The organism is Chelatococcus sp. KU-N122, assembly GCF_055391085.1.
The window spans coordinates 1,808,344-1,831,821 of the sequence record NZ_AP043981.1 but is presented as its reverse complement, the minus strand read 5'-3'; the positions used below and the strand labels follow the sequence as shown (position 1 = coordinate 1,831,821).

The window sequence follows — 23,478 nt, the reverse complement described above, 5'->3', positions numbered from 1 at the left end:
CGCGACGGGACCGGACGCGGCGCGCAGCCTCCCCCGTCGTCCTCCTCCGCGTGGTGGACGGCAGCCTCGGGCAGCGCGGGCGCGGCGCCGTCGTCCCGGCGCGGCGCCAGGCGCACGACCGCGTCGGCGCGCTCGTCCACCGCCGAAGCCGACGCCGGCGCGTCCGTCTTCGCAGCGAGGTCCGCGGCGGACACGCGCTGCTCAGGCTTCCTTGAAGCGATAGCCGACACCGTACAGGGTCTCGATCATGTCGAAGGCGTTGTCGACCACCTTGAACTTCTTGCGCAGCCGCTTGATGTGGCTGTCGATGGTGCGGTCGTCGACATAAACCTGGTCGTCGTAGGCAGCGTCCATGAGCGCGTTGCGGCTCTTCACCACCCCGGGCCGCTGGGCCAGCGCCTGCAGGATCAGGAACTCGGTCACGGTCAGCGTCACCGGCTCGTTGCGCCAGGTGCAGGTGTGGCGCTCCGGGTCCATCTTGAGCGCGCCGCGCTCGAGCGCCTTGGCGTCGGCCTCCTTGACGGCAGCCTGGTCGCGAGGGCTGGCGCGGCGCAGCACGGCCTTGACGCGCTCGACCAGCAGGCGCTGGGAGAACGGCTTCCGGATGAAGTCGTCGGCGCCCATCTTGAGGCCGAACAGCTCGTCGATCTCCTCGTCCTTGGAGGTCAGGAAGATGACCGGCAGATCGCTCTTCTGGCGCAGGCGGCGCAGCAGCTCCATGCCGTCCATGCGCGGCATCTTGATATCCAGGATGGCGAGATCCGGCACATTCGTCTTGAGACCGTCGAGCGCGGACGCCCCGTCCGTGTAGGTGAGGATCCGGTAGCCTTCCGACTCGAGCGCGATCGAAACGGAGGTCAGGATGTTGCGGTCGTCGTCAACGAGGGCAATAGTCGGCATGGGCTTCTTCGATGTTCCTGGCGCTCGCCAGGTGACGCGACATTCGCCTCACCTCGGAGCAGCACGATGGGTGAATTTCGGATTCGCCACGCTAGCAGATCTTTAGAATCCAGTTTGGTTCTCGGGTTTGCAAGTTTCTCGGGTTTGCAAGTCCTGAACGCGGAGGCCAAATCCACCGCACCGAGGCCGATGGCTTGACAACTCGGAACGCTGTTAGGGCTCAGTGCGGCCGAATCATGACATCGGCCGGTGCATAACGCGGGATTGTAGCCTTGCGCCCGATGGAAAACCACTGCCGTTCGTCGGCTCCGCATCGATTGGAAGGATAGGCCCGTGAGTGCGTTCGACCCCAAACACGCCGCCAAGACGCTGCTTCGCCAGGCGCGGATCGGCACGCTCGCCACCATCGCCCCGGACGGCGCGCCCTACGCCTCCCTGGTCAGCGTGGCGACCGACGTGGACGGCGTGCCGGTGACGCTCATCTCCAACCTGGCGCTGCACACCGCCAATCTGGCCCGCGATCCCCGCGCTTCGCTGCTCGTCGCCACCATCGGGGCAGGCGATCCGCTGACCCATCCGCGGCTGAGCGTCGCCGTCGTGGCCGAGCGCGCGGCGACGGAACGGCCGCGGCGCCGCTTCCTCGCGCGCCACCCGGGGGCGGCGATGTATGCCGACTTTCCCGACTTTTCGCTTCGCCGGCTGGTGCCGACGGGGGCGCACCTGGTCGCCGGCTTCGGCCGCATCGTCGACCTTGCCCCGGCCGACCTGCTGAGCGATCTCGCCGGCGCCGCCGAGCTGGTCGAGGCCGAGCCCGGCGCCGTCGCCCACATGAACGAGGACCATGCCGACGCGCTCGTGCTCTACGCGACCCGGCTGCTCGGCGAAAGCGACGGGGCCTGGACGGCGACCGGGCTCGATCCGGACGGGCTCGACCTCGCCTGCGGCGAGCGCACCGCTCGGCTGCCGTTCCCGCGCCGTGTCGCCTCGGCGGGCGTCCTGCGCGGGACGTTGAAGGAGCTGGCCGACGCGGCCAGGGCGGCGAGCACCGCCGCGGCGTCCTGAGCCGGGCGTCGCCATGGACGCCGGCGCCGGCTTCGTTGCGCGTCTCGCCGCGGCCGCCTTCCTGGTCGACGCGCATGCACCCGGCCGGCCGATCGGCTACGTCAACGACGCCTTCGCGCGCTTCACCGGCCTGACCCCCGAGCAGGTGGCGGGCCAGCCGCTGGCGACCGTGCTCGGCCGGCACGCCAACGCGCGCGATCGGGCCCGCCTGGAGGGCCTCGTCGCTGCGGGTGAGGCCTTCGCCATGATGGTCAGCGGCACGCAGGCGGACGGCTCCATCTGGCGCGCCGCCATGCAGATGGCGCCGATCGCGGGCGATCCGGGCCAAGAGCCTAGCGAAGATCCGGGCCAAGAGCTTGACCAAGAGCCGGGCCATCAGCTCTGGCTCGGCCTCCTCGTCCCCGCCGAGCGCTCCGAGGCGCCGGCCGTTTCGCAGCTCCGCCACGGCTATCAGAACATCATGCAGACCATGACGAGCCTGGTGAGCCTGCACGGGCGCCACGCGCCGTCGCCCGCCGCGGCCACCGCCATGCGCGATCTCGCGGCGCGCTTCGAAGCGCTCTCGGGCCTCTACGGCCCGGCCGACTCGGCCCCCGGCGACCTGATCGACCTGGGCGACTTCCTGCACGGGCTGGCGGGCCGCGTCACCGCCGTCTGCGATCCCCGCCATCATCGGCCGATCCAGCTGAAGGCCGACCCCGTGTCGACGTCGCGGCGGACCGCCGCCGTCGTCGGGCAGCTGCTGGCGGAGCTCCTGATCGTCATCTGCGACGACGGCAGCGCGCCACGGCCCATCGGTATCACCCTGGCGGCCCATCCCGGCGGCGCCGAGCTCGTGGTCCGGGCCGGCCCGGCGGGCGGGAGCCACGACGGCGACGAGCGGACGCGGCTCCGCGCCATGCTGGTCCGCGTGCTGGTGCGCGGTCTCGCCGGCGGCCTGACCGAGGAGGCGGACGACGCCGGCCGCACCTGGCGCCTGACTTGGCCTGTCTGACCTGGCCTGTCTGACCTGGCGCGCCCGAAGCATGGCCCGATCAGATGGGCTCATCCGATCGGATAGCAGCGCTCCATCTTTTTTGAATCTGGAGCGTGCCCGGCCGACCGGGTTAGATCGTATGGACCGGGACGAACGAACGGGGACATGGGGCCTTGGACGTGGGGGCCGATGCACTGAGATGTCCCCGGAGGCCTGCTGCCGCCGCGACCGTTGGACGCTCTTGAAGGTAGGTCACCCCCGCCCGCACGCACGTAGCAAGTTTGCTATTTTTCTGTCATAGGACTTTTGTGGGATCGACAGGACGCCGCCGCTGATGAAGCCGTTTCGCATGGCGCCGCGGCGGCCGAGGGAGGACGTTTCGTGGAGAACGTAGGCGTATTCAACGGAGCGGCCGGTGCCGAGGCCTCCGGCTTGCAGGGGCTGAAGCGGGTCTACTGGAACCTCGAGGCTCCGCGTCTCTACGAGGAAGCGCTGAAGCGCGGCGAGGCGGAGCTGGTCCGCGGCGGCGCCCTGCTCGCCGAGACCGGGGTCCACACCGGCCGCTCGCCCAAGGACAAGTTCGTCGTCCGCGACGCGTCGACCGAGAACGAAGTCTGGTGGGACAACAACGGCGCCATCTCGCCGGCCCAGTTCAAGATCCTGCTCGACGATTTCATCGCCCATGCCAAGGGCAAGGAGCTGTTCGCCCAGGATCTCTATGGCGGCGCCGATCCGGTGCACCGGGTCAAGGCCCGGGTGTTCACCGAATACGCCTGGCATTCGCTCTTCATCCGCAATCTGCTGATCCGTCCGGAGCGCGCCGAGATCCCAGGCTTCGCGCCCGAGCTGACGATCATCGATCTGCCCTCGTTCAAGGCCGATCCCGCCCGCCACGGCGTCCGCAGCGAGACGGTGATCGCCATCGATTTCTCGCGCAAGATCGTGCTCATCGGCGGCACGAGCTACGCCGGCGAGATGAAGAAATCGGTCTTCACCTACCTCAACTACGTGCTGCCCGCCGCCGGCGTCATGCCCATGCACTGCTCGGCCAACAGCGGCTCGGACGGTGACGTCGCCATCTTCTTCGGCCTGTCCGGCACCGGCAAGACGACGCTCTCGGCCGATCCGCTGCGGACGCTGATCGGCGACGACGAGCACGGCTGGGCGCCGACCGGCGTCTTCAACTTCGAGGGCGGCTGCTACGCCAAGACCGTGCGGCTGTCGCGCGAGGCCGAGCCCGAGATCTACGCCACGACCGAGCGCTTCGGCACGGTGCTGGAGAACGTCATCGTCGATCCGCTCACGCGCGAGCCCGATTTCGACGACATCTCCAAGACCGAGAACACCCGTTGCGCCTACCCGTTGGATTTCATTCCCAACGCCTCCAAGACCGGCCGCGCCGGCATCCCCAAGAACATCATCATGCTGACGGCCGACGCCTTCGGCGTCATGCCGCCGATCGCCAAGCTCACGGCGGCCCAGGCGATGTACCACTTCCTGTCGGGCTACACGGCCAAGGTGGCGGGCACCGAGAAGGGCGTGACCGAGCCGCAGGCGACGTTCTCGACCTGCTTCGGCGCGCCGTTCATGCCGCGGCACCCGTCCGTCTACGGCAACCTGCTGCGCGAGCTCATCGCCAAGCACGGGGTCGACTGCTGGCTGGTCAACACCGGCTGGACCGGCGGCAAGCACGGCGTCGGCCGCCGCATGCCGATCCGCGCGACGCGGCGCCTGCTGACGGCGGCCCTGGACGGCTCGCTCAACCGGGCCGATTTCCGCACCGACCCGTACTTCGGCTTCTCGGTGCCCACGTCGGTGCCGGGCGTCGAGCCGCACATCCTCTATCCGATCAAGACGTGGGCCGATAAGGCCGACTTCGCCAAGACCGCCACCCGGCTGGTCGAGATGTTCCACGAGAACTTCACGAAGTACGAGGATCACGTCGACGCCGACATCCGCGCCGCCGCGCCGGAGTCGCAGCTCGCGGCGGAGTAAATCGGCCTTTCCTGCAACGCGGCCCGTTACGCACGGGCCGTGCTCGCCTGATCAGGCATCGTGAACGGGCCGCCGGCTGCTGTTCGTTAGCCTAGCTAGAGCGCTTCGCGAAGCGCTCTAGATTCAAAAGACTATGAGCATGTCTCTGCCATTGGATGATCCCATCCAATGACGAAATGCTCTCTAGGCAGACACCGCTACGGCCCGGCACAGTGCCGCCGGCTCGCCCGAGCCGCGGCCGGACGTGCCCCATGATGCCGCCGTCGATCCGGCACGGCGCCCCATTGAGCTGTTGCGCCAGCCCTCCATATCGACTGACCCGCTCGCCATGCCAGCGTAGCCGCTGAAGGCTTGAGTACGAAGTTGACAATCGCCATCTAGCGACAATATCAACCTTGATTATCAACCGTCCGAAGGGGAAGTCTGACCCTGGCCGGAGGCCGAGATGGCTTCGAATGAACTGATGGCCCTTTGGGCCGCCCCGGGTGCTGGCGAGTCGATCCTCGACCTGCCGATGCGCGAGGTGTTTCGTCGCGCGGCTCTTCACGGCGATGCGCATCCGCGCCTGAGCAACAGCTGGCTGCTCAACCTGACCAGTTTATACGTGCCGTCGCCCGGCTCCATGTGGGACAACGCGCTGCTGCCGTCCTCGGCGTCCGACGGCTTCCAGATCCTCGACTTCGAGCGCAGCGACATCGCCTCGATGGCCCGCTTCGGCCATCGCGTGGAGCTCGCGTCCTATTGCGTCTATGTCGCGTTCGACAAAGCGCATGTCGCGGATTTCGAGCCGACGGCAGCACGCAGCTTTGTCAAGCCGAAGCATGGCAAGAGCATCTGGTACAGCCAGCTCGTGAACACGACCTTCAATCGCTATCGCGATCTGAAGCGTGCGCTGCTGCATCATTGGACGCCGCCGACGGAGGTCGAGCCGCTGACGTTTTGCGCGTTCAAGACGCTGAGCGAGATCACGCCGGCCGAGAGCCAACTGCGCGATCTGTTTTTTCACGACAGACCTCGCGCCTATTACGAGCTGACGCGCCACCTCGATCTCGTTGTCGATCAACTGCGTGCGGCGTTCGATCTCGCCAACGATCTTGAAGCGGTCGGATCTGACGAGGCGTCTGCCGAGGACCGCGCGCGCCTGGAGGCGGTCCAGACGGAGCTGCTGCAGAAGGCGGGCGCCGCGCTGTCCCTGACGGAAGCCTCAAAGCGGCTCGGTGTGACGCGCCAGGCACTTCACAAGCGCATCAGCGCCGGCACGGCGCTCGGCCTGATGCTGGGCTCCGAACTGGTCGTTCCGGAAGTGCAGTTCGTCGCGAAGGACGGCAAGCTATCGATCATGAGCGGGCTCTCCGACGTCGTACGCCTGTTCGACGGCTCCGGTGCGGGCCGATGGTCGGCGTTGCAGTTTCTGGTCGAGGTCGATCCGAACCTTGGCCGGACCCCGCTGGAGGCGCTCAAAGCTGGCGAGCGGGACGCCACCGTTCACGCAGCTCGGGCCTTTCTGGGCCTCGATGAGGCGTGAGCGGTGCGATCGTGCCGGGCTATGTGCTTCCCGCCGACCTCGCGATTGTCACCATTCGGGCTGGTCAGCCGATCATCAGGGTGCACCATCTCGATAATGGCCCGCTTTGGTTCGGGCCGGGCGACGGCAAACCGCCGGCCTACCGCTTCGATGCGCCGGCGGGCCAATACGGCACGCTCTATTGCGCCGAGCAGCTAACGGGCGCCTTCGTCGAAACCGTCTTACGCAGGGCCAAGCGCGTGATCGGGCGGCCTTACGTCGATGAACGCGGGTGGACGGAGCTCGTCTGCAAGCGCGACCTCACGCTCGCAAAGATCTATGACGAGGGCCTAATCCGCCATGGCGTGACGGCCGACATCTGCACGGGCGACGACTACACGAGCCCGCGCCAGTTCGCGGCGGCGATCCATGGTCACGGAGCCGAGGTGGATGGGATCGCTTACCGCGCGCGCCATAACAATGGCCAGATCTGCTACGCCCTGTTCGATCGCATCGGCGTCGACCAGTTCGTCATCGGGACGCGGTACGAATTCCGCAGCGAACGCGCTGCCGTCGAGATGATCATGGCGACCCACGGTGCCATTTGGGACCCGATGACGCCTCTGCTGCCGCTCTAACCGATCGGGCCCCGGCGCCGGTCGCGCCTCGCCGCGCGATCCAGCTCGGTGGACGCGCCACCACCGGGGCCGCCCGCGCCCCGGCACGGCACTCCTGCGACATGCCGCCGCGACCGGGCGCGTGGCCGCCGCCCATGCGGCGGCGGACCGATGGCGCCCCGCCGGACGGAGCGCGTCCTCTGCACAAAGACTAGGCATTGCCCGGCAGGTGACGAATCCCGACGCCGCCTGCCGAGACGGCGGCCGATTGCTCGTCGCTGCACCGGCGCCGCCCAATCCTAGATCAACTTAATTGCACATCTGCGCATAAAAATCGCAGCTTAAAAATGCAAATTTGCCCACTGCAATGCACAACTGACCATGTCGGCCCGCCCCATCGCTGGTTAAGTCTTAGCCGCAGAGAGCAACGGGCATTTCCAGCATGTCGCAACTTTCGACCCGGGATAGAGCAACGCGTACGCTGCAATATGCAGCCGGACCCGTGTTGCTGGTGGCCGTATGGTGGATTGCTTACGCGACCGGCGCCGTAAACCGTGATCTTCTGCCTTCGCCTTTTCTCACGATCGCCGACACGCTGGGCAATATTCAATCCGGCCGCCTGGGCGTCGACTTCGCCGCGACTCTAATGCGCGTGGGCTATGCGATCCTCATCGCCGTGGCCGCCGGCGTCCCCGCCGGCATCGCGCTCGGCGCCAACGCCGCCGTCTATCGCTCGGTCGAGTTTCTCATCGACTTCTTTCGCTCCACGCCGGCGACGGCGCTGTTTCCGCTGTTTCTTCTTCTGTTCGGGCTGGGTGACGCGGCCAAGATCGCCGTCGCGGCCTTTGCCGCCTGGCTCGTCCTCGTCTTCAACGTCGCCTACGGCGTGTTGAACGCGCGCCAGACCCGCATTCTCGCGGCCCGCTCCATGGGCGCGTCGCCGCTCCGGGTATTCCGCGACGTCACCTTCTTCGAAACCCTGCCCCAGACCTTCGTCGGGCTGCGCACGGCGGTATCGATCGCGTTGGTCGTGATCATCGTCGCCGAAATGTTCATCGGCGCCTCCGACGGGCTCGGCCACCGCATCATCGACGCGCAGATCTCCTACAACCTGACGGACATGTACGGCTCGATCGTCGCCGCCGGGGTCATGGGCTACGGGCTGAACCTGCTCCTCCTGCTCGTCGAAAAATCCGTCATCCACTGGTCCGGTCGCTGACCGGTTCCTGAAACGCCGAGGTTTGAACCATGCTCAAGCTTGCGCCTCTGCTCACCGCCGCCGCCATCGCCGCGTCGACCGTCCACGCCCAGGCGGCGTGCGAGAAGATGGACAAGGTCGTCGCCGCCTGGCTGCCGATCATGCAGACCACGGCCTACTACGTCGCGCTCGAGGAGAAGCTGTTCGAGAAGGCGTGCATCGAGATCGACTCGCAGAAGATGGAGTCGCCCAACCACATCATCGATGCCCTGGTCGGCGGCCGCGCCGATTTCGGGCCGCCGGGCGCCGCGGCCGGCATCGCCATGCTGGCGGAAAGCAAGTTTCCCGGCAAGTTCAAGATCTTCGGCCTGCAGGGCGGCGGTATCCGGGTCAACCGCATCAACGACGGGCTCATCGTCAAGGCCGGCAGCCCGATCGCCGGCTTCGCCGACCTGAAGGGCAAGACGCTGGGGCATGTGCCGGGCATCCAGTGGCGCACCATCGCCCGCCACATGGTGCGCTCGGCCGGTCTCGACCCGGACAGGGACGTCAAGCTCGTCGACCTGGCCGTGGCGATGCAGGTCCCCGCGGTGCTCGGCGGGACCGCCGATGCGGTGCTGGCGCTCGAGCCCGTCGGCTCGGTCGCGGTGGCGACCGGCAAGGCCAAGCGCGCCGTCACCAACCCCGTGGCGATGACCATCGCCGACCCGTTCTATTCGGGCGCCTCGGTCATGACCACGACGTTCCTGGCCGAACGCCCGGACGTGGCGCGGCGGGTCGTCGCCGTCATCGACCAGGCGACGGACCTGGTCAATGCCGACTTCGACAAGTACAAGTCCGTCATTCCCAAATATACGCCGGTCAAGGACGATCAGCTCGCGCTGCTGGCGCAGCCCTATCTGCGCGGCTTCAAGGATCTCGATGAGACGGACCTGAAGTCCTACCAGGCCCTCGTCGACGTGTTCGTCTCCGAGGGCGTGCTCAAGAGCCCGGTCGACGTGCGCACGAAGATGCTCACGCCAGCCGATCTCGGGCGGTAGGGGAGCCTTGCCATGTATGCTCCTCGTCGCGAAGCGGAGGTCGGGCCCGGCGCGGTCGGCCCCCGCGGTCCGGGGCGCACGCGCCTGATCACCATCCGGGGCCTCGACAAGAGGTTCGGCGGCTCGGCGATCTACCGGAACTTCTCGCTCGACCTGCCGCAGGGGCAGTTCATCTCGATCTTCGGCCCCAACGGCTGCGGCAAGAGCACCCTGATCAACATGATCTCGGGCCTCACGCCGATGGACGCCGGCGAGGTGCTGTACGACGGCCAGACCATCCAGGAGACGCGGATCTCCTACGTTTTCCAGAACTACCGGGAAGCGCTGTTTCCCTGGCTGCGGGCCATCGACAACATCCACTATCCGCTCAAGGTGATGGGCGTGCCCGCCGCCGAGCGCAAGGCACGGGTCGAGAACCTGCTGGCGGAGTTCGAGGTCAAGATCGACCTCAACGCCTATCCCTACACGCTCTCCGGCGGGCAGCAGCAGACGGTGTCGATCCTGCGGGCCCTGGTCACCGCGCCGGAGGTGCTGTTTCTCGACGAGCCGTTCTCGGCGCTCGACTACGAGATGACGCTGTTCATGCGCGAACAGCTGCAGAAGATCTTCATGAAGACGCGGACGACCATGCTGCTCGTGTCGCACGACCTCGAGGAGGCGATCCAGCTCGCCGACAAGGTGCTGCTGCTGACGCGCCGGCCGACCCGCGTGGCGGAGATCGTCGATGTGGACCTGGCGTGGCCTCGCACCACCGAGGTCACCACGAGCGAGCGCTTCACCGGCCTGAAGCGGCATTGCCTGGACGTCTTCTGGCGCCAGGTCAAAGGCGAATAGCCTCCCCGTAAATCAACGACCATCAAGACTGGAGACGACCATGACGAAGCGACGCTTCCGCGCCGCGGCGGTGCAGACCCTCGCGCGCCTCGGCGACATCGACCACAACATCGCGCTCGCCCGCGGCTACGTCGAGGACGCCGTGCGGCAGAAGGCGGACTTGATCGTGTTCCCCGAGTGCATGGACACGGGCTACCTGTTCGATTCGCCTGAGCATTGCCGCGCGCTGGCGGAGCCGGTGCCCGACGGCCGCTTCGTTCGCGCCCTGGCCGACATGGCCCGCGAGCACGGCGTCTACATCGCCAGCGGCATCACCGAATGGGATCCGGGCAAGTCGAAGATCTTCAACAGCGGGATCATGTTCGGGCGCAACGGCGAGGTGGTCTGCCACTACCACAAGCAGTTCCTGGCGACCCACGACCAGAACTGGTTCGCCTTCGGCGAGCGCGGCTGCCCGGTGGTCGACACCGATCTCGGCCGCATCGGCCTGCTCATCTGCTTCGATGGCCGCATCCCCGAGATCTTCCGCTCGATGGCCATGCAGGGGGCCGAGGTGATCGTCGACATGGCGAACTTCTTCGCCATGGACCAGGCCGACATGTGGGGCCCCGCCCGCGCCTACGAGAACGGCGTCTGGCTGGTCGCCGCCACCAAGTCCGGCTACGAGCGCTCCATATACTATCCCGGCGGCAGCATGATCGTAGATCCGCGCGGGCGCGTGCTGTCCAAGGTTCCCTACGACACGCACGGCCTGGCGATCTGCGACGTCGACCCGGAGATGGCCGGCGACAAGGCGATCTATGCGGCCAACGACAAGCTCGCCGACCGCCGCCCCGACACCTACGGCATTCTTGCCGCGCCCTACGAAACGACGCCGGTCTACCGCGTCGCCGACAAGCCGCTGATCCCGTCGCAGTCGACCGCGAAGGTGGCCGCCGTCCAGATGCACGTCTCGGCCGACACCTCCGCCGACGACGTCTTCGCCATGGTCGATCACACCGCCAAGCTCGGCGTGAAGGTCATCACCCTGCCCGAATACGCCTTCTGCCCTGCCTGGCTGCCGACCGCTGCGGAGGCCCGCGCGCTGGCGGAGCAGACGCCGGCGCTCGCCCGGAGGGCGGCCGAGATCGCCGAGCGCTACGGCAGCCTGATCGCGCTGCCCAGCGTCGAGGCGGACGGCGGACGGCTCTCCGTCACGACCCTGCTCATCGGGCCGGACGGACAGCAGATCGGCCGCTACCGCAAGACGCACCTGACGGCGGAGGAGCGCGCCTGGGCCACCGCGGGCGACAGCTATCCGGTGTTCGACACGCCCTTCGGCCGCATCGGCGTCATGTCGGGCTACGACGCCGTCTTCCCGGAGACCTCGCGCTGCCTCGGCGTGGCGGCGGCCGACATCATCCTGTGGCCGGCGGCGTTGCGCGAGCCGTTCGAGCGCGAGCTGCTGGCCGTGCCCCGCGCCGAGGACAACCGGGTGGCCGTCGTCCTGGCCAACCGGGTCGACAGCGCCTACCCGGGCGGCAGCGTCGTCATCCCGCCGAATGGCTTTCCGCTGTGGGACATCAACGTCGTGGCGCCGCGCAGCCTGAAGATGGGCGCGGTCATGCCCAAGCACATCGACCTGGCCGTATGCCGCCAGAAGCTGATGATCCCGAAGGTAGACATGTTCGCCAATCGCCTGACGCAGACCTACGCGCCCCTGGTGGCGGCGTAGGCGGCGCGCACCCGCCACCCGCTGCCGACGCGGCGGGTGGCTGGCCCCCGCAGAACGGGTAGATTGGTCATGTCAACGTCCCTGCCCGAGACCTCCGTGAGCACGTCATCGAAGCTCAGATACGACTGGAACGACATCGTCTACTTCCTGGAACTGGCCCGGCAGCGAAATCTGGTCCGCGCCGCCGCGACGCTGAAGGTGGACCACACGACCGTCGGCCGGCGCATCCGCGAGCTCGAGCGAAACCTCGGCTGCACCCTGTTCAACCGCAACAAGCACGGCTTTGCGCTCACCGAGGACGGCTACCGCTTGCTGCAGTATGCCGAGGGCATGGAGAACCAGGCCAACCTGATCGCCGAGGCCATCGGGCTCGACGGCGAGGCCGGCGGCGCGGTGCGGGTGGCCAGCCTGGAGGGCATCGGCAGCTTCTACCTCACGCCCTGCATCGCCGACTTCAACCGCCAGCAACCCACCATCCAGATCGAGCTGATCACCGACAGCCGCATCCTCGACCTGAGCCGGCGCGAGGCCGACATTTTCGTCAGCTTCTTCAATCCCCGCGGCCGCCGCCTCAGCGCCAACAAGGTCGGCGAGTTCAAGGTGTCGCTCTTTGCGTCCCCGGATTATCTCAAGACCAGGGAGCCGCCGCGCAATCTCGCCGACCTGGACAGGCACGATTTCATCGACTTCATCGACGAGCACGTCCACATCAAGGAGAATCTCTGGCTGTCGGATATCCTGCGGCCGACCAAGGTGGTGTTCCGCTCCACCAGTCTCCTGGCGCAATACATGAGCGCCACGGCGGGACAAGGCATCGTCATGCTGCCGTCCTTCGTCGCCGCACACGACCGGGCGCTGATCCCGGTGCTGCCTGAGGTCTTCACGGTGCGCGACATCTGGATATCGGCGCACGAGGATCTGCTTCACATCTCCCGCATCCGCGCGGTGCTGCGCTTCTTCGAACGGCGCATCGCGGCCGACCGCGCGTTTCTGCGGGGGACGTGACCACGGCGCGGCACACCGCCGCCGTACGGTCAGGCGAGCGTGCGCGCCATGAGCAGCGCGCCGACGGCCGTGCCGTCCGGCCGGGTGTAGTAGCCCGGGCGCTGCCCCACCTGCGCGAAACCGAGCGAGCGGTAGAGCGCCAGGGCCGGCGCATTGCCGTCCTCGACCTCCAGATGCAGCGTCCGCACGCCCAGGGCCGCCAGCCGCGGCATGTGGGCGACGAGCAGGGCGTGGCCGTAGCCGCGGCCGCGATAGCGGCGGGCAACGGCGATGGTGAGGATCTCGGCCTCGTCCAGCACCCGCCGCGACAGCGCGAAGCCGGCCGGCTGACCCAGACCGGCCGCGCGGATGCCGTCGGCGACGACCGCCGGATCGGTCAGCATCTGCTCGAAATCGGCGGCACCCCACGGCCTGGCGAAGCCCTCGGCGTGGATCGAGGCCAGCGCCGGCGCGTCGGCCGGGGTCAAACGCCCGATACGCCCGGCCAGATCCCGCCGCCAGGGCCAGAGCGTCACTGGTCCACCCTCACGGCCGGTCTCACAGCCGCGGCAAAGCGCCGTGGTCCTGCGGCTTGGCGTCGGGGGCACGCAAGTAGAAGGGCTTTGGCAGCGCCTGGGCCGGATCGGCCAGCATGCCCAGCCGTGCCACCCACAGCGGATCGGCGTAGAGCGCCTCCGGCGCGATGGCGGCGTTGACGCCGAGCGCGCTCGCCTCCGCCGCCAGCAGGCCGGCGCCGGAGCCGGCGATCACCACCGAGCCGGACCCCAGCAGACGCACCGCCTCGCGCGCCGGCAGCAGCCGCGGCGCCACGATCACCCGCCCGCCCGGCGCCAGGGCCTGGATGTAGACGTGGCCGTGGCGCGCATCGACCGCGGCCACGGCGACCCGATCCGAGCTGCCGGCGACCAGCGGCCCCAGCAGCGCCGACAGGGTGGTCACGCCGACGACAGGAATCTCGAGCGCCAGCCCGATGGCGCGGGCGGCGGCGATGCCGATGCGCAAGCCCGTGAAGCTCCCCGGTCCGACGACCACCGCCACGCGGTTCAACGCGGCGAAGCCGCCTGGCGTATGGGCGATGACGCGCTCGACCAGGGGCAGCAGCGCTTCGGCATGGCCGCGCTCCATGGTGATGGTCTCGCGCGCCAGCGCCTCGGCGGCGCCGTCGTCGGCAACGCATGCGGAACAGGCGCCGAGCGCCGTATCGATCGCCAGGATGGGCACGCGGCTAGATCAAGCTCCCGAATGACGCGAACACCAGATTCGCGACATCCTGTTTAAGCATCATCCGCCCGCCGCTCCAGTCCTACCGGCGACCGTGCAACGGCATCAAACGGCTTCGACTTCCCTCACGTCGGGGAGGAAGTGGCGGAACAGGTTCTCGATGCCGTGCTTGAGCGTCGCCGTGGACGACGGGCAACCGGAGCACGAGCCCTTCATCGACAGGTAGACCACCCCGTCCCGGTAGCCGGCGAAGGTGATGTCGCCGCCGTCGCCGGCCACCGCCGGCCGCACCCGCGTCTCCAGCAGGTCCTTGATCGTCTCCACCAGGCCGGCGTCCTTCTCATCGAAGAACTCGTCGCCGTCCTCGGCGGCAGCGTGCCGGTGCTCGTCCACCACGACCGGCGCGCCGGACTGGTAGTGCTCCATGATGGCGCCCAGGATGGCGGGCTTCAGGTGCTGCCATTCGCCGGCAGCCTTGGTGACGGTGATGAAATCGGAGCCGAAGAACACGGCGGCGACGCCGTCGACGGCGAACAGCCGCTCGGCCAGCGGCGACTTCTGGGCCTGCTCGCCGTCGCGGAGGTCCAGGGTGCCCTTGTCCATGACCACCCGGCCGGGCAGGAACTTCAGGGTGGCGGGATTGGGCGTGGCTTCGGTCTGGATGAACATCTCGTCCTCCTCGCGTGCCGGTTCAAGGCCGGCCGTTCGGTCGCGTCACCTTGCATATGGATGAGCGGCGGCCGCAGATCAACGCAGTCGTGACGTTGAGCCCCACGCCCGGCATCATGCCACCGCATCGATCTCGCTGTCGCTCAGGCCGCCCGGCACGATCGCGACGGGAATCGGAAAGACCGGGCCGGACGAGCTCGCCAGCATCGAGACCAGCGGCCCGGGGCCGCTGGCATCGGTGCCGGCGGCGAGCACCAGGAGCGCGATGTCGGTGTCTTCGTCGATCAGCCGCAGCACCTCCTCGGACTTGGGGCCGGCGCGGATGATGCGCTCGGGCACGGCACCGGTGATCTCGCGCACGCAGGCCTCCGCCTCATCGAGGCGCTGGTTGGCCTCGTCCTCGGCCTCGGCCCGCAGCGCCTCGCCGACGCCGAGCCAGGTCTGGAACTCCGCCGACGAGATGACACAGAGGAGCGTGACGCCGACGCCGGTGCGGAGTGCCCGGCGCGCGGCGAAGTAGACGGCCCGGTCGCACTCGGGCGTCTCGTCGACGACGACGAGAAACTTGGCCCGATGGCCCGGCTCGTAGGCGGTGCGCCGTCGGCTGCTGCTCATCGCCTCTCCAACCGCGGTCCGATGCCGCGGCCGGATCGATTCTTCGGCGGATGGGCGGCCGGGTCAAGCCCGGCGGTCGGCCCCTCGCGAACGCTGCGTCAGCGCTTGCGGATGAAGCCGACGATGTCCTTCACATCGTCCATGGTCTGGCACGCCATGAGGCGGGCGCGGTCGGCGCCGTCCACCAGCACCTGGTCGATGTAGGCGTGATCGGCGACGAGCCGCTGCATCTCCGAGCCGATCGGCCCGAGCTTGGCGACGGCGAGGTCGACGAGGGCGGACTTGAAGGCCGAGAACTGGGCACCGCTGAACTCGCGGAGCACCGTCGCCTTGGTCGTGCCGGCGAGCGCGGCATAGATGCCGACGAGGTTGTCGGCCTCGGGCCGGGCCGCCAGGCCCGCCTCCTCGCCCGGCAACGGCTCCGCGTCGGTCTTGGCGCGGCGGATCTTCTGGGCGATCGCGTCGGGTCCGTCGGTCAGATTGATGCGCGAGAAATCCGACGGGTCCGATTTCGACATCTTCTTGGAGCCGTCGCGCAGGCTCATGACGCGGGTCGCCGGCCCCTGGATCAGCGGCTCGGTCAGCGGGAAATACCCGTCGCCGAAACCATGGGCGGCGATGGTCGCGGCGAAGTCGTTGTTGAATTTCTGGGCGATGTCGCGCGTCAGCTCCAGGTGCTGTTTCTGGTCCTCGCCGACCGGCACGTGCGTCGCCCTGTAGACGAGGATGTCGGCGGCCATCAGGCTCGGATAGGCGTAGAGGCCGAGCGAGGCGTTCTCGCGGTCCTTGCCCGCCTTCTCCTTGAACTGGGTCATGCGGTTGAGCCAGCCGATGCGGGCCACGCAATTGAACACCCAGGCGAGCTCCGCGTGCTCGCTGACCTGGCTCTGGTTGAAGACGATGTGGCGCTTGGGGTCGATGCCGCAGGCGATGAAGGCCGCCGTGACCTCGCGGATATGCCGCGTCAGCTCGGCCGGATCCTGCGCCACCGTGATGGCGTGCATGTCGACCACGCAGTAGATGCAGTCGAACTGCTCCTGGAGCGACACGAACCGCGCGATGGCGCCCAGGTAATTGCCCAGGTGCAGGTTGCCGGTGGGCTGGACGCCGGAAAAGACGCGCTGGCTGAACGTCGCCATGGCCACTCCCCTAGAGCATTCCGCAGACATGCTCCAAGTCTCTGAATCTGGAGCGCTTCTTTCGCGCTTGGGTAAGTCCGCCCAATCGCGAAGCGCTCCGCCGGAAAGCGCGGGTTATGGCGGCCCGCCGCTGCGGGCGCAAGACGCGTTGTGCGACAGGCGCCGGACCGGTCGGCGCGTGGCTCAGCCGGGCCGCAAGCGCGCCAGCAGGCGTCGGTCGATGCCGCCGAGCGCCAGCGCCGCGACGGCATAGATGGCAAGCCCTGCCAGGCACAGGCCGGCGAGCGCGGCAGCGCGCGACGCGAGGTCTTCCCCCGCCAGCGCGGGCGCAAGCCAGCGCGCCAGCCCGGCCACGCCGAGGCCCATGGCGAGGCTGGCGGCGAGCAGCTTGGCGGTCCGCCCGGCGAGCGTCCCATCGGGACGCCACCAGCGCCGGGCGGCCAGGATGGCCCCGAGCGCGACGGCCTGGACGGCGAGGCCGAGGGCGACCGCGGCGGCGAGGCCGCCGACGCCGAAGGGGGTGGCCAGGGCCAGCGCCGCCAGCCAGGTGACGGCGACGGCGCCGAGGCCGGTCAGCAGCGGCATGAGCGCCAGCTCGCGTGCGAAGAACGGCTGCAGCAGCACCTTGGCGACGACGCCGCAGGGCAGGCCCGCGGCCAGGCCGGCGAGCGCCGCCGCGGTGCCCGCCGTGTCGCCGGCGACGAAGGCGCCACGCTGGAACAGGATGCGCACGATGGGCTCGGCCAGCACCGCCAGGGCCACCGCCGCCGGCAGGGCGAGCGCCAGGGCCGCCTCGAGCGGGGCATTGAGCGGATCGCGGCCATCGGCGCGCGCCGCCGGGACCGGCCGCGCGGCGCCGGCCGCCATGTCGCTGAGCAGCACGGTGCCGGCGGTCACGCCCGCAAACGACAGCGGCAGCTGGAACAGGCGATCGGCGTAGTAGAGCCAGGAGACGGCACCGGCCTCGGCCGAGGCGACGCCTGCCGCCACCAGGACGAGCATCTGGGCGCTGGCGCTGGCGACGAGGGCCGGGGCGCCCAGGACCAGAAGGCGGCGGAGCTCGCGCCACGGCGGTGGCCGCAGCAGGCGGAAGGCATGGGGCAGCCGGCGCGCGGCGAGGAGCACCACGCCGAGCTGCAGCGCGCCCGCCAGCGCCAGGGCAGCGGCCATGGCCCGCGCCACGGCTGCGTCGCCGAGCACCAGATGAGGAATCAGAGCGTAGGCGGCGAGCAGCAGGGCGTTGACCGTCGCCGGCGCCACGGCGGCGGCGAGGAAGCGCTGCTCGGCGTTGAGCCAGGCGCCGACGAGGGAGGCGAGCGAGGCCAGGCCGACGAACGGCAGCATCAGCTGCAGGTAGCTGCGGGCCGGACCCAGCCGCGCCGGATCGTCGGCGAACCCCGGGGCCAGCGCCAGCACCAGCGTGGAGGCGGCGAGCATGGCGAACGCGGTGAGCGCCGCCAGCCCCAGCCCGGCGGCGAGGATCGCGTGGCCGGCGAAGCTCGCCGCGGGCTGCGCGCCACGGTCGCGCAGCAAGCGGGCGTAGATCGGCACGAAGCCCGCGTTCAGGGCGCCTTCCCCGAGCGTCCGCCGCAGCGCGTTGGGCAGCCTGAGCGCAGCCAGGAAGGCGTCGGCCACCGGGCCCGCCCCCAGCAGGCCGGCCACAGCCACGTCGCGGGCGAAGCCGAGCAGCCGCGAGGCGGCGGTGGCGAGGCCGACGATGAGCGCGGGGCGGAGCAGGGACATGCCTGGCGGGCTCGCGGATGGGGAGGGGACGCTGCGCGGGCGTGTTGCGTGCGGCGCACGGCCGGGTCAAGCCCGGCTGCTCGTCCGCACGCGCAAGCGATGTCCGGCGCCGCCGCGCAGGCTCGCCCTGCTCCAAGCTGTCGCGTCGCGCATGACCCTCTCCCGAAAACCGGCATCCCGCTTTTGGGGATCATGCTCTATGGTGGCCGCGGCGCCCGGCAGCGCAAAGCCCGGCCCGTCCCACCGCCTCGTCGGGCGTTCAGCCAAAGCAGTCCATGAATCTCTCCGTCAGCCCGATCGAGCCCGGGCCCGATCGCGAGCGCGCCGTAGCGCCGCCGGTGCCGCGGCGCTCGATCCTGCTCCTCGCCTTCGCCTCCTTCGTGTCCGCCGGAACGGCGCGCGTCGCCGATCCGCTGCTGCCGAGCATCGGCCACGCATTCTCCGTCACCACCGGGGACGCCGCGGCGGTCATGGCGGCGTTCTCGATCTCCTACGGGCTGCTGCAGGCCTTCTACGGGCCGATTGGCGACAGCCTGGGCAAATACCGCATGGTGGCGTTGACGGCGCTGCTGTCGTCGGTGGGCGTCGGCGCCTGTGCCGTTGCCGGCTCGCTGCAGACCCTCGCCGCGGCGCGCCTGCTCTCGGGCGCCACGGCCGCCGCCATCATCCCCCTCAGCATGGCCTGGATCGGCGACGCGGTGCCCTACGAGCAGCGCCAGCCGGTGCTGGCCAAGTTCCTGTCGGGACAGATCCTCGGCGTGGTCCTCGGCCAGGCGGGCGGCGGCGTGCTGAGCGAGATCATGGGCTGGCGGCAGGTCTTCGTCGTGCTGGCGCTGCTCTACCTGGCGGCGGCCGTCGGCCTCGGGCTCGAGCTTCTGCGGCCCGCCCATCGCCACGGCGTCCGCGGCAACGGCAGCGCCCTCAACGGCTTGCGGCAGATGTTCGGGCTGCTCGGCCGCCGCTGGCCGGCCACGGTGGTGGCCACCGTGTTCCTGGAGGGTGCCATCGTCTTCGGCGCCTATTCCTACGTGGGCGCCGAGCTGCAGCACCGCTTCAGCGTCGGCCCGGGGGCGGCCGGTCTCATTCTCGCGGCGTTCGGGCTCGGCGGCCTCACTTACGCCTTCAGCGCCAGCCGGCTGGTGGCGTGGCTCGGCGAGGGCGGCCTTGCCCGCATGGGCACCGCCGGCCTCTGCGTCGCGCTGCTCGCCATCGCGCTCGCGCCGGTGCTATGGCTGGCGCCGCTGGCGACGGTCCTCTGCGGCCTGTCGTTCTATATGTTTCACAATACGTTGCAGACCAACGCCACGCAGATGGCGCCGGAGGCGCGCGGCGCCGCCGTGTCGCTGTTCGCCGCGGCGTTCTTTCTGGGCCAGACCGCGGGCGTCGCCGTCATCGGGCCCTTCTTCGACCGCCATGGCGGCGCTCCACCGCTGATCGCCGCCGCGATCCTCGTGCCGCTGCTCGGACTCTGGTTCGCCGCGCGCCTCAGGCACAAACCACTGTAGCCGCGGCGCGCCGTCCGCGTTATGGGCGTGTCGTGATTTGCTGGACAAGGTGAGCCGTCCGCGCCGCCGCCACGTGCGGCGGCGCGGACGGCGATCGCGGCTCATGCGCCGTGGCGCGCTTCCCCGTCGGGAAACGCGCCGCGGGGCAGGCGGCGCGTTGGGCCAACAAGCTTCGAATCCACCACGCGAAACTCAGCACGGAAAGGGGCGTGCCATGAACATTCGGACGGGTGGCGGACAGGGTTCGCCGGACGCAATCGCCATCTCGGCGCGCCTGGGCAAAGAGCACGTCGGGGACATCGTCGAGTACCTCAACCAGCGCAAGCCGGACGACGCGGCCGAAATCATCGGCCACATGCCGGACGCCTGGGCGGTCGAGGTGCTGGACCAGCCGGATTTCGAAGCCGCCTCCGAGGTGGTCGAGGCGCTGCCGGACGACAAGGCGGCGACGCTGCTCGAAGCCATGTCGGCCGACCGCGCCGCCGACGTGCTGCGCTGGGTCGATCCGGACGCCAAGACGCGCCTGGAGAGCCGCCTGCGCCCGGAGACCCGCGCCTCGCTCGAGCAGCTGCTGGCCTATCCCAAGGACACCGCCGGCAGCCTGATGACGACCGAGTTCGTCAGCGTGCCATCCAACTGGACGATCGGCCAGACGCTCGACCATATCCGCAGCGTCGAGCGCAGCCGGGAGACGGTCTACTCGATCTACGTGCTCGACCCCGGCACGAAGAAGCTGGTGCAGTCGGTCTCGCTGCGCCGGCTGATCACGGGTGATTCGAGCGCGCCGATCCTCTCGGTCGCACCGGAGCACCCGCCCATCACCACCGGACCGCTGGCCGACCGTGAAGCCGTCGCCCGGCAGATCTCCAAATACGACCTGCTGGCCATACCGGTGGTGGATTCGACCGGCCACGTCATCGGCATCGTCACCGTCGACGATGCCATCGACGCCTTGCTCGCCGAGACCAGCGAGGACCTCCAGAAGCTCGGCGGCATGGAGGCGATCGACGAGCCCTACCTCCAGATCGGCTTCCTCGGCATGCTGAAGAAGCGCGCCGGCTGGCTGTGCGTGCTGTTTCTGAGCGAGATGCTGACGGCGAGCGCCATGCAGTTCTATTCGGACGAACTGTCGAAGGCGATCGTGCTGGCCCTGTTCGTCCCGCTGGTGATGAGCTCGGGCGGCAATTCGGGCTCGCAGGCGACGTCGCTGATCATCCGGGCGCTGGCGCTCCAGGAGGTCAGGCTGAGGGACTGGTACCGGGTGGCGCTGCGCGAGCTGCCGACGGGCATGGTGCTGGGCGCGATCCTCGGCGTGATCGGCATCCTGCGCATCACCATCTGGCAGCAGGCCGGCCTCTTCGACTACGGCGAGTACTGGAAGCTGCTGGCGCTCACCATCGCCTTCGCGCTCGTCGGCATCGTCACCTTCGGCTCGCTCGCCGGCTCGATGCTGCCGTTCATCCTGAAGCGCGTCGGCTTCGACCCGGCCAGCGCCTCGGCCCCCTTCGTCGCCACCCTCGTCGACGTGACCGGGCTCGTGATCTACTTCAGCATCGCCTACGTGATGCTGCGCGGGACCATTCTTTAGCGGAGCTACGCGCTTCGATCCGATGGATGGTCGGGTCAAGCCCGACCATCCATCAAAAATTCAAAGAATATACCGGCTCAGGTCGGCGTTCTTGGCGAGCTCGCCGACGTGGGTGCGCACGTAGTCGCCGTCGATGGTGACGGTCTCGCCGGAGCGGTCGGCGGCGGTGAAGGAGATGTCGTCGAGCACGCGCTCCACCACCGTCTGCAAACGGCGCGCGCCGATGTTCTCGACCGAGGTGTTGACCTCGACCGCCACCCGCGCCAACGCGTCGATGGCGTCGTCGGTGAAGCTCAGCGTCACGCCCTCGGTCGCCAGCATGGCCACCGATTGCCGGATCAGGTTGGCCTCGGTCTCGGTCAGGATGCGCCGGAAGTCGGCCTCGTCCAGGGAGGTGAGCTCGACGCGGATGGGCAGGCGGCCCTGCAGCTCCGGCAGCAGGTCCGAGGGCTTGGCCACGTGGAAGGCGCCCGAGGCGATGAACAGGATGTGGTCGGTCTTCACCGCCCCATGCTTGGTCGACACGGTGGTGCCCTCGATCAGCGGCAGCAGATCGCGCTGCACGCCCTCGCGCGACACGTCGGCGCCGCCGCGGTGCTCGCGCGCGCAGATCTTGTCGATCTCGTCGAGGAAGACGATGCCTTCCTCCTCGGTCTGACGGATCGCCTCCTGGACGACCTGGTCCTGATCGAGCAGCTTGTCGCTCTCCTCGGCGATCAGCGGCTCGTAGGCGTCGCGCACATGGGTGCGGCGAGTCTTGCGGGCGCCCCCGAGCGCCTTGCCGAAGATGTCGCCGAGCGAGATGGCGCCGACCGAGGCGCCCGGCATGCCGGGCAGCTCGAACATGGGCATGCCGCCGCCGCTCGCCTGCACCTCGATCTCGATCTCCTTGTCGTCGAGCTCGCCCGCCCGCAGCTTCTTGCGAAACGATTCCCGCGTCGTGCTGCTCGCCTGCTGGCCGACCAGGGCGTCGAGCACGCGCTCCTCGGCGGCCATGTGGGCGCGCGCCTGCACGTCCTTGCGCTTGGCCTCCTTGACCAGGCCGATCGCCACCTCGAGCAGGTCGCGCACGATCTGCTCGACATCGCGGCCGACGTAGCCGACCTCGGTGAACTTGGTCGCCTCGACCTTGAGGAACGGGGCGCCGGCGAGCTTGGCGAGCCGGCGCGAGATCTCGGTCTTGCCGCAGCCCGTCGGCCCGATCATCAGGATGTTCTTGGGCAGCACCTCCTCGCGCAGCGGCCCGGTGAGCTGCTGGCGGCGCCAGCGGTTGCGCAGCGCGATGGCCACGGCGCGCTTGGCGTCACGCTGGCCGACGATGAAGCGGTCGAGCTCGGAGACGATCTCGCGGGGGGAAAAGGTGGTCATCGCGGCTATTCTTGTCCTTCAGATCCGGTGCGGGACCGCCACGGCGCGGCGAAAGCGCGCATGCGGGCGCGGCCGAGCACGGCCGGGTCGCCGGCGAACGTCATGCACCGATGCTTTCGATCACCAGGTTGCCGTTGGTATAGACGCAGATCTCGGCGGCGATCGCCATCGACTTGCGCACGATGGCTTCCGGATCGGGCTCGCTGTCGAGCAGCGCCAGTGCGGCCGCCAGGGCGTAGTTGCCGCCGGAGCCGATGGCCATGACGCTGTGGCCGCCCCGCACCTCCGGCTCGACCACGTCGCCGGTGCCGGAGAGCAGGAGGCTCGCATCCTTGTCGGCCACCAGCATCATCGCCTCCAGCCGCCTGAGGTAGCGGTCGGTGCGCCAGTCCTTGGCGAGCTCGACGCAGGCGCGTGTCAGCTGCGCCGGGTATTGCTCGAGCTTGGCCTCGAGCCGCTCGAACAGCGTGAACGCATCGGCCGTGGCGCCGGCGAAGCCGCCGAGCACCCCGCCGCCGGCGAGGCGCCGCACCTTGCGGGCGTTGGCCTTGATCACCGTCTGGCCGAAGCTGACCTGGCCGTCGCCGCCCATGACGACGCGTCCGCCCTTGCGGACCATCAGGATCGTGGTGGCATGAAAGGTCGCGGGTTCGTTCGACCGCATGGGCTCCATCGCGTGCGAAGGCCCAGATGTATGCGTCTTCGCGCCGCTGTTCCAGACGTGCGCCTTCGATAGCGCTGCTGTAGCCTCTGAGGCCGCCAAGGCCCACCGAGGCCGACGCGGG

Annotated in this window: 21 protein-coding genes; 12 read left to right on the top strand and 9 right to left on the bottom strand. The window is 69.1% G+C overall.

Annotated features, from left to right (window positions below; all coding sequences use genetic code 11):
* Positions 1-201: 201 nt before the first annotated feature.
* Positions 202-900 carry a response regulator transcription factor gene (locus ACZ5PO_RS08130; RefSeq protein WP_188607875.1) on the bottom strand — a complete coding sequence of 233 codons (699 nt, stop codon included), beginning with the start codon at positions 898-900 and terminating at the stop codon, positions 202-204.
* A gap of 333 nt (positions 901-1,233) precedes the next feature.
* Here ACZ5PO_RS08130 and ACZ5PO_RS08125 point away from each other — a divergent pair, with 333 nt between their 5' ends.
* From ACZ5PO_RS08125 to ACZ5PO_RS08080, 10 genes are all read left to right on the top strand, one after another.
* A complete protein-coding gene (locus ACZ5PO_RS08125; RefSeq protein ID WP_464192105.1) occupies positions 1,234-1,962 on the top strand; it encodes a HugZ family pyridoxamine 5'-phosphate oxidase in 729 nt (242 codons plus the stop codon).
* A gap of 13 nt (positions 1,963-1,975) precedes the next feature.
* Positions 1,976-2,956 (top strand): PAS domain-containing protein, encoded by a 981-nt coding sequence (locus ACZ5PO_RS08120; RefSeq protein WP_464192103.1) that lies wholly within the window; start codon positions 1,976-1,978, stop codon positions 2,954-2,956.
* 363 nt (positions 2,957-3,319) lie between these two features.
* Positions 3,320-4,933: a phosphoenolpyruvate carboxykinase gene (locus ACZ5PO_RS08115; RefSeq protein WP_464192100.1), complete on the top strand. Its 1,614-nt coding sequence runs from the start codon at positions 3,320-3,322 to the stop codon at positions 4,931-4,933.
* 514 nt (positions 4,934-5,447) lie between these two features.
* Positions 5,448-6,458, top strand: coding sequence for a hypothetical protein (locus ACZ5PO_RS08110; RefSeq protein ID WP_464192098.1), 1,011 nt, complete (start codon positions 5,448-5,450; stop codon positions 6,456-6,458).
* The gene (locus tag ACZ5PO_RS08105; RefSeq protein WP_464192096.1) at positions 6,455-7,075 is read left to right on the top strand and encodes an RES family NAD+ phosphorylase; all 621 of its coding nucleotides are present in this window, start codon (positions 6,455-6,457) and stop codon (positions 7,073-7,075) included. The genes ACZ5PO_RS08110 and ACZ5PO_RS08105 overlap by 4 nt, the downstream gene beginning before the upstream one ends.
* A 481-nt stretch (positions 7,076-7,556) precedes the next feature.
* Entirely contained in the window at positions 7,557-8,273 is a 717-nt protein-coding gene (locus ACZ5PO_RS08100) for an ABC transporter permease (protein WP_464192094.1), read from the top strand.
* A 29-nt stretch (positions 8,274-8,302) separates the two neighbouring features.
* Complete coding sequence (locus tag ACZ5PO_RS08095; protein ID WP_464192092.1) at positions 8,303-9,292, top strand: ABC transporter substrate-binding protein; 990 nt, start codon at positions 8,303-8,305, stop codon at positions 9,290-9,292.
* A gap of 12 nt (positions 9,293-9,304) precedes the next feature.
* Positions 9,305-10,126, top strand: coding sequence for an ABC transporter ATP-binding protein (locus ACZ5PO_RS08090; protein WP_464192090.1), 822 nt, complete (start codon positions 9,305-9,307; stop codon positions 10,124-10,126).
* Positions 10,127-10,166: 40 nt separating this feature from the next.
* Positions 10,167-11,840 carry a carbon-nitrogen hydrolase family protein gene (locus ACZ5PO_RS08085; protein WP_464192088.1) on the top strand — a complete coding sequence of 558 codons (1,674 nt, stop codon included), beginning with the start codon at positions 10,167-10,169 and terminating at the stop codon, positions 11,838-11,840.
* Positions 11,841-11,936: 96 nt separating this feature from the next.
* The gene (locus ACZ5PO_RS08080) at positions 11,937-12,845 is read left to right on the top strand and encodes a LysR family transcriptional regulator (protein ID WP_464192086.1); all 909 of its coding nucleotides are present in this window, start codon (positions 11,937-11,939) and stop codon (positions 12,843-12,845) included.
* 29 nt (positions 12,846-12,874) lie between these two features.
* Here ACZ5PO_RS08080 and ACZ5PO_RS08075 read toward each other — a convergent pair whose 3' ends face one another.
* The 6 genes from ACZ5PO_RS08075 to murJ all read right to left on the bottom strand — a co-directional run bounded on the left by ACZ5PO_RS08075 (position 12,875) and on the right by murJ (position 18,232).
* Positions 12,875-13,360, bottom strand: a complete 486-nt coding sequence (locus ACZ5PO_RS08075; RefSeq protein WP_464192083.1) for a GNAT family N-acetyltransferase — start codon at positions 13,358-13,360, stop codon at positions 12,875-12,877.
* 22 nt (positions 13,361-13,382) lie between these two features.
* Entirely contained in the window at positions 13,383-14,066 is a 684-nt protein-coding gene (gene tsaB, locus ACZ5PO_RS08070; RefSeq protein WP_464192081.1) for a tRNA (adenosine(37)-N6)-threonylcarbamoyltransferase complex dimerization subunit type 1 TsaB, read from the bottom strand.
* Between the two features lie 105 nt (positions 14,067-14,171).
* A complete protein-coding gene (locus tag ACZ5PO_RS08065; protein ID WP_464192079.1) occupies positions 14,172-14,735 on the bottom strand; it encodes a NifU family protein in 564 nt (187 codons plus the stop codon).
* 114 nt (positions 14,736-14,849) lie between these two features.
* Complete coding sequence (locus ACZ5PO_RS08060; RefSeq protein ID WP_464192077.1) at positions 14,850-15,350, bottom strand: universal stress protein; 501 nt, start codon at positions 15,348-15,350, stop codon at positions 14,850-14,852.
* A gap of 98 nt (positions 15,351-15,448) precedes the next feature.
* Positions 15,449-16,489 carry a tryptophan--tRNA ligase gene (gene trpS / locus ACZ5PO_RS08055; protein WP_464192075.1) on the bottom strand — a complete coding sequence of 347 codons (1,041 nt, stop codon included), beginning with the start codon at positions 16,487-16,489 and terminating at the stop codon, positions 15,449-15,451.
* A gap of 183 nt (positions 16,490-16,672) precedes the next feature.
* Positions 16,673-18,232, bottom strand: a complete 1,560-nt coding sequence (gene murJ / locus ACZ5PO_RS08050) for a murein biosynthesis integral membrane protein MurJ (RefSeq protein WP_464192072.1) — start codon at positions 18,230-18,232, stop codon at positions 16,673-16,675.
* Positions 18,233-18,507: 275 nt separating this feature from the next.
* Here murJ and ACZ5PO_RS08045 point away from each other — a divergent pair, with 275 nt between their 5' ends.
* Complete coding sequence (locus ACZ5PO_RS08045) at positions 18,508-19,737, top strand: MFS transporter (protein ID WP_464192070.1); 1,230 nt, start codon at positions 18,508-18,510, stop codon at positions 19,735-19,737.
* Between the two features lie 214 nt (positions 19,738-19,951).
* On the top strand, positions 19,952-21,325 hold the full coding sequence (gene mgtE, locus ACZ5PO_RS08040) for a magnesium transporter (RefSeq protein WP_464192068.1): 1,374 nt from the start codon (positions 19,952-19,954) through the stop codon (positions 21,323-21,325).
* A 60-nt stretch (positions 21,326-21,385) separates the two neighbouring features.
* On the opposite strand, the gene hslU is transcribed toward mgtE, so the two are convergent.
* Positions 21,386-22,693, bottom strand: coding sequence for an ATP-dependent protease ATPase subunit HslU (hslU, locus tag ACZ5PO_RS08035; RefSeq protein WP_464192066.1), 1,308 nt, complete (start codon positions 22,691-22,693; stop codon positions 21,386-21,388).
* A 100-nt stretch (positions 22,694-22,793) separates the two neighbouring features.
* Positions 22,794-23,357 (bottom strand): ATP-dependent protease subunit HslV, encoded by a 564-nt coding sequence (hslV, locus tag ACZ5PO_RS08030; protein ID WP_464192063.1) that lies wholly within the window; start codon positions 23,355-23,357, stop codon positions 22,794-22,796.
* Between the last annotated feature and the right edge of the window lie 121 nt (positions 23,358-23,478).

Bases quoted from the DNA above. Each gene is read 5' to 3' on its own strand.
- ACZ5PO_RS08095 (WP_464192092.1), top strand. From the start codon at position 8,303: ATGCTCAAGCTTGCGCCTCTGCTCACCGCCGCCGCCATCGCCGCGTCG.
- ACZ5PO_RS08120 (WP_464192103.1), top strand. From the start codon at position 1,976: ATGGACGCCGGCGCCGGCTTCGTTGCGCGTCTCGCCGCGGCCGCCTTC.
- hslV (WP_464192063.1), bottom strand. From the start codon at position 23,357: ATGCGGTCGAACGAACCCGCGACCTTTCATGCCACCACGATCCTGATG.
- ACZ5PO_RS08090 (WP_464192090.1), top strand. From the start codon at position 9,305: ATGTATGCTCCTCGTCGCGAAGCGGAGGTCGGGCCCGGCGCGGTCGGC.
- ACZ5PO_RS08085 (WP_464192088.1), top strand. From the start codon at position 10,167: ATGACGAAGCGACGCTTCCGCGCCGCGGCGGTGCAGACCCTCGCGCGC.
- ACZ5PO_RS08110 (WP_464192098.1), top strand. From the start codon at position 5,448: ATGCGCGAGGTGTTTCGTCGCGCGGCTCTTCACGGCGATGCGCATCCG.
- trpS (WP_464192075.1), bottom strand. From the start codon at position 16,489: ATGGCGACGTTCAGCCAGCGCGTCTTTTCCGGCGTCCAGCCCACCGGC.
- mgtE (WP_464192068.1), top strand. From the start codon at position 19,952: ATGAACATTCGGACGGGTGGCGGACAGGGTTCGCCGGACGCAATCGCC.
- ACZ5PO_RS08045 (WP_464192070.1), top strand. From the start codon at position 18,508: ATGAATCTCTCCGTCAGCCCGATCGAGCCCGGGCCCGATCGCGAGCGC.
- ACZ5PO_RS08065 (WP_464192079.1), bottom strand. From the start codon at position 14,735: ATGTTCATCCAGACCGAAGCCACGCCCAATCCCGCCACCCTGAAGTTC.
- ACZ5PO_RS08130 (WP_188607875.1), bottom strand. From the start codon at position 900: ATGCCGACTATTGCCCTCGTTGACGACGACCGCAACATCCTGACCTCC.
- hslU (WP_464192066.1), bottom strand. From the start codon at position 22,693: ATGACCACCTTTTCCCCCCGCGAGATCGTCTCCGAGCTCGACCGCTTC.
- ACZ5PO_RS08060 (WP_464192077.1), bottom strand. From the start codon at position 15,350: ATGAGCAGCAGCCGACGGCGCACCGCCTACGAGCCGGGCCATCGGGCC.
- murJ (WP_464192072.1), bottom strand. From the start codon at position 18,232: ATGTCCCTGCTCCGCCCCGCGCTCATCGTCGGCCTCGCCACCGCCGCC.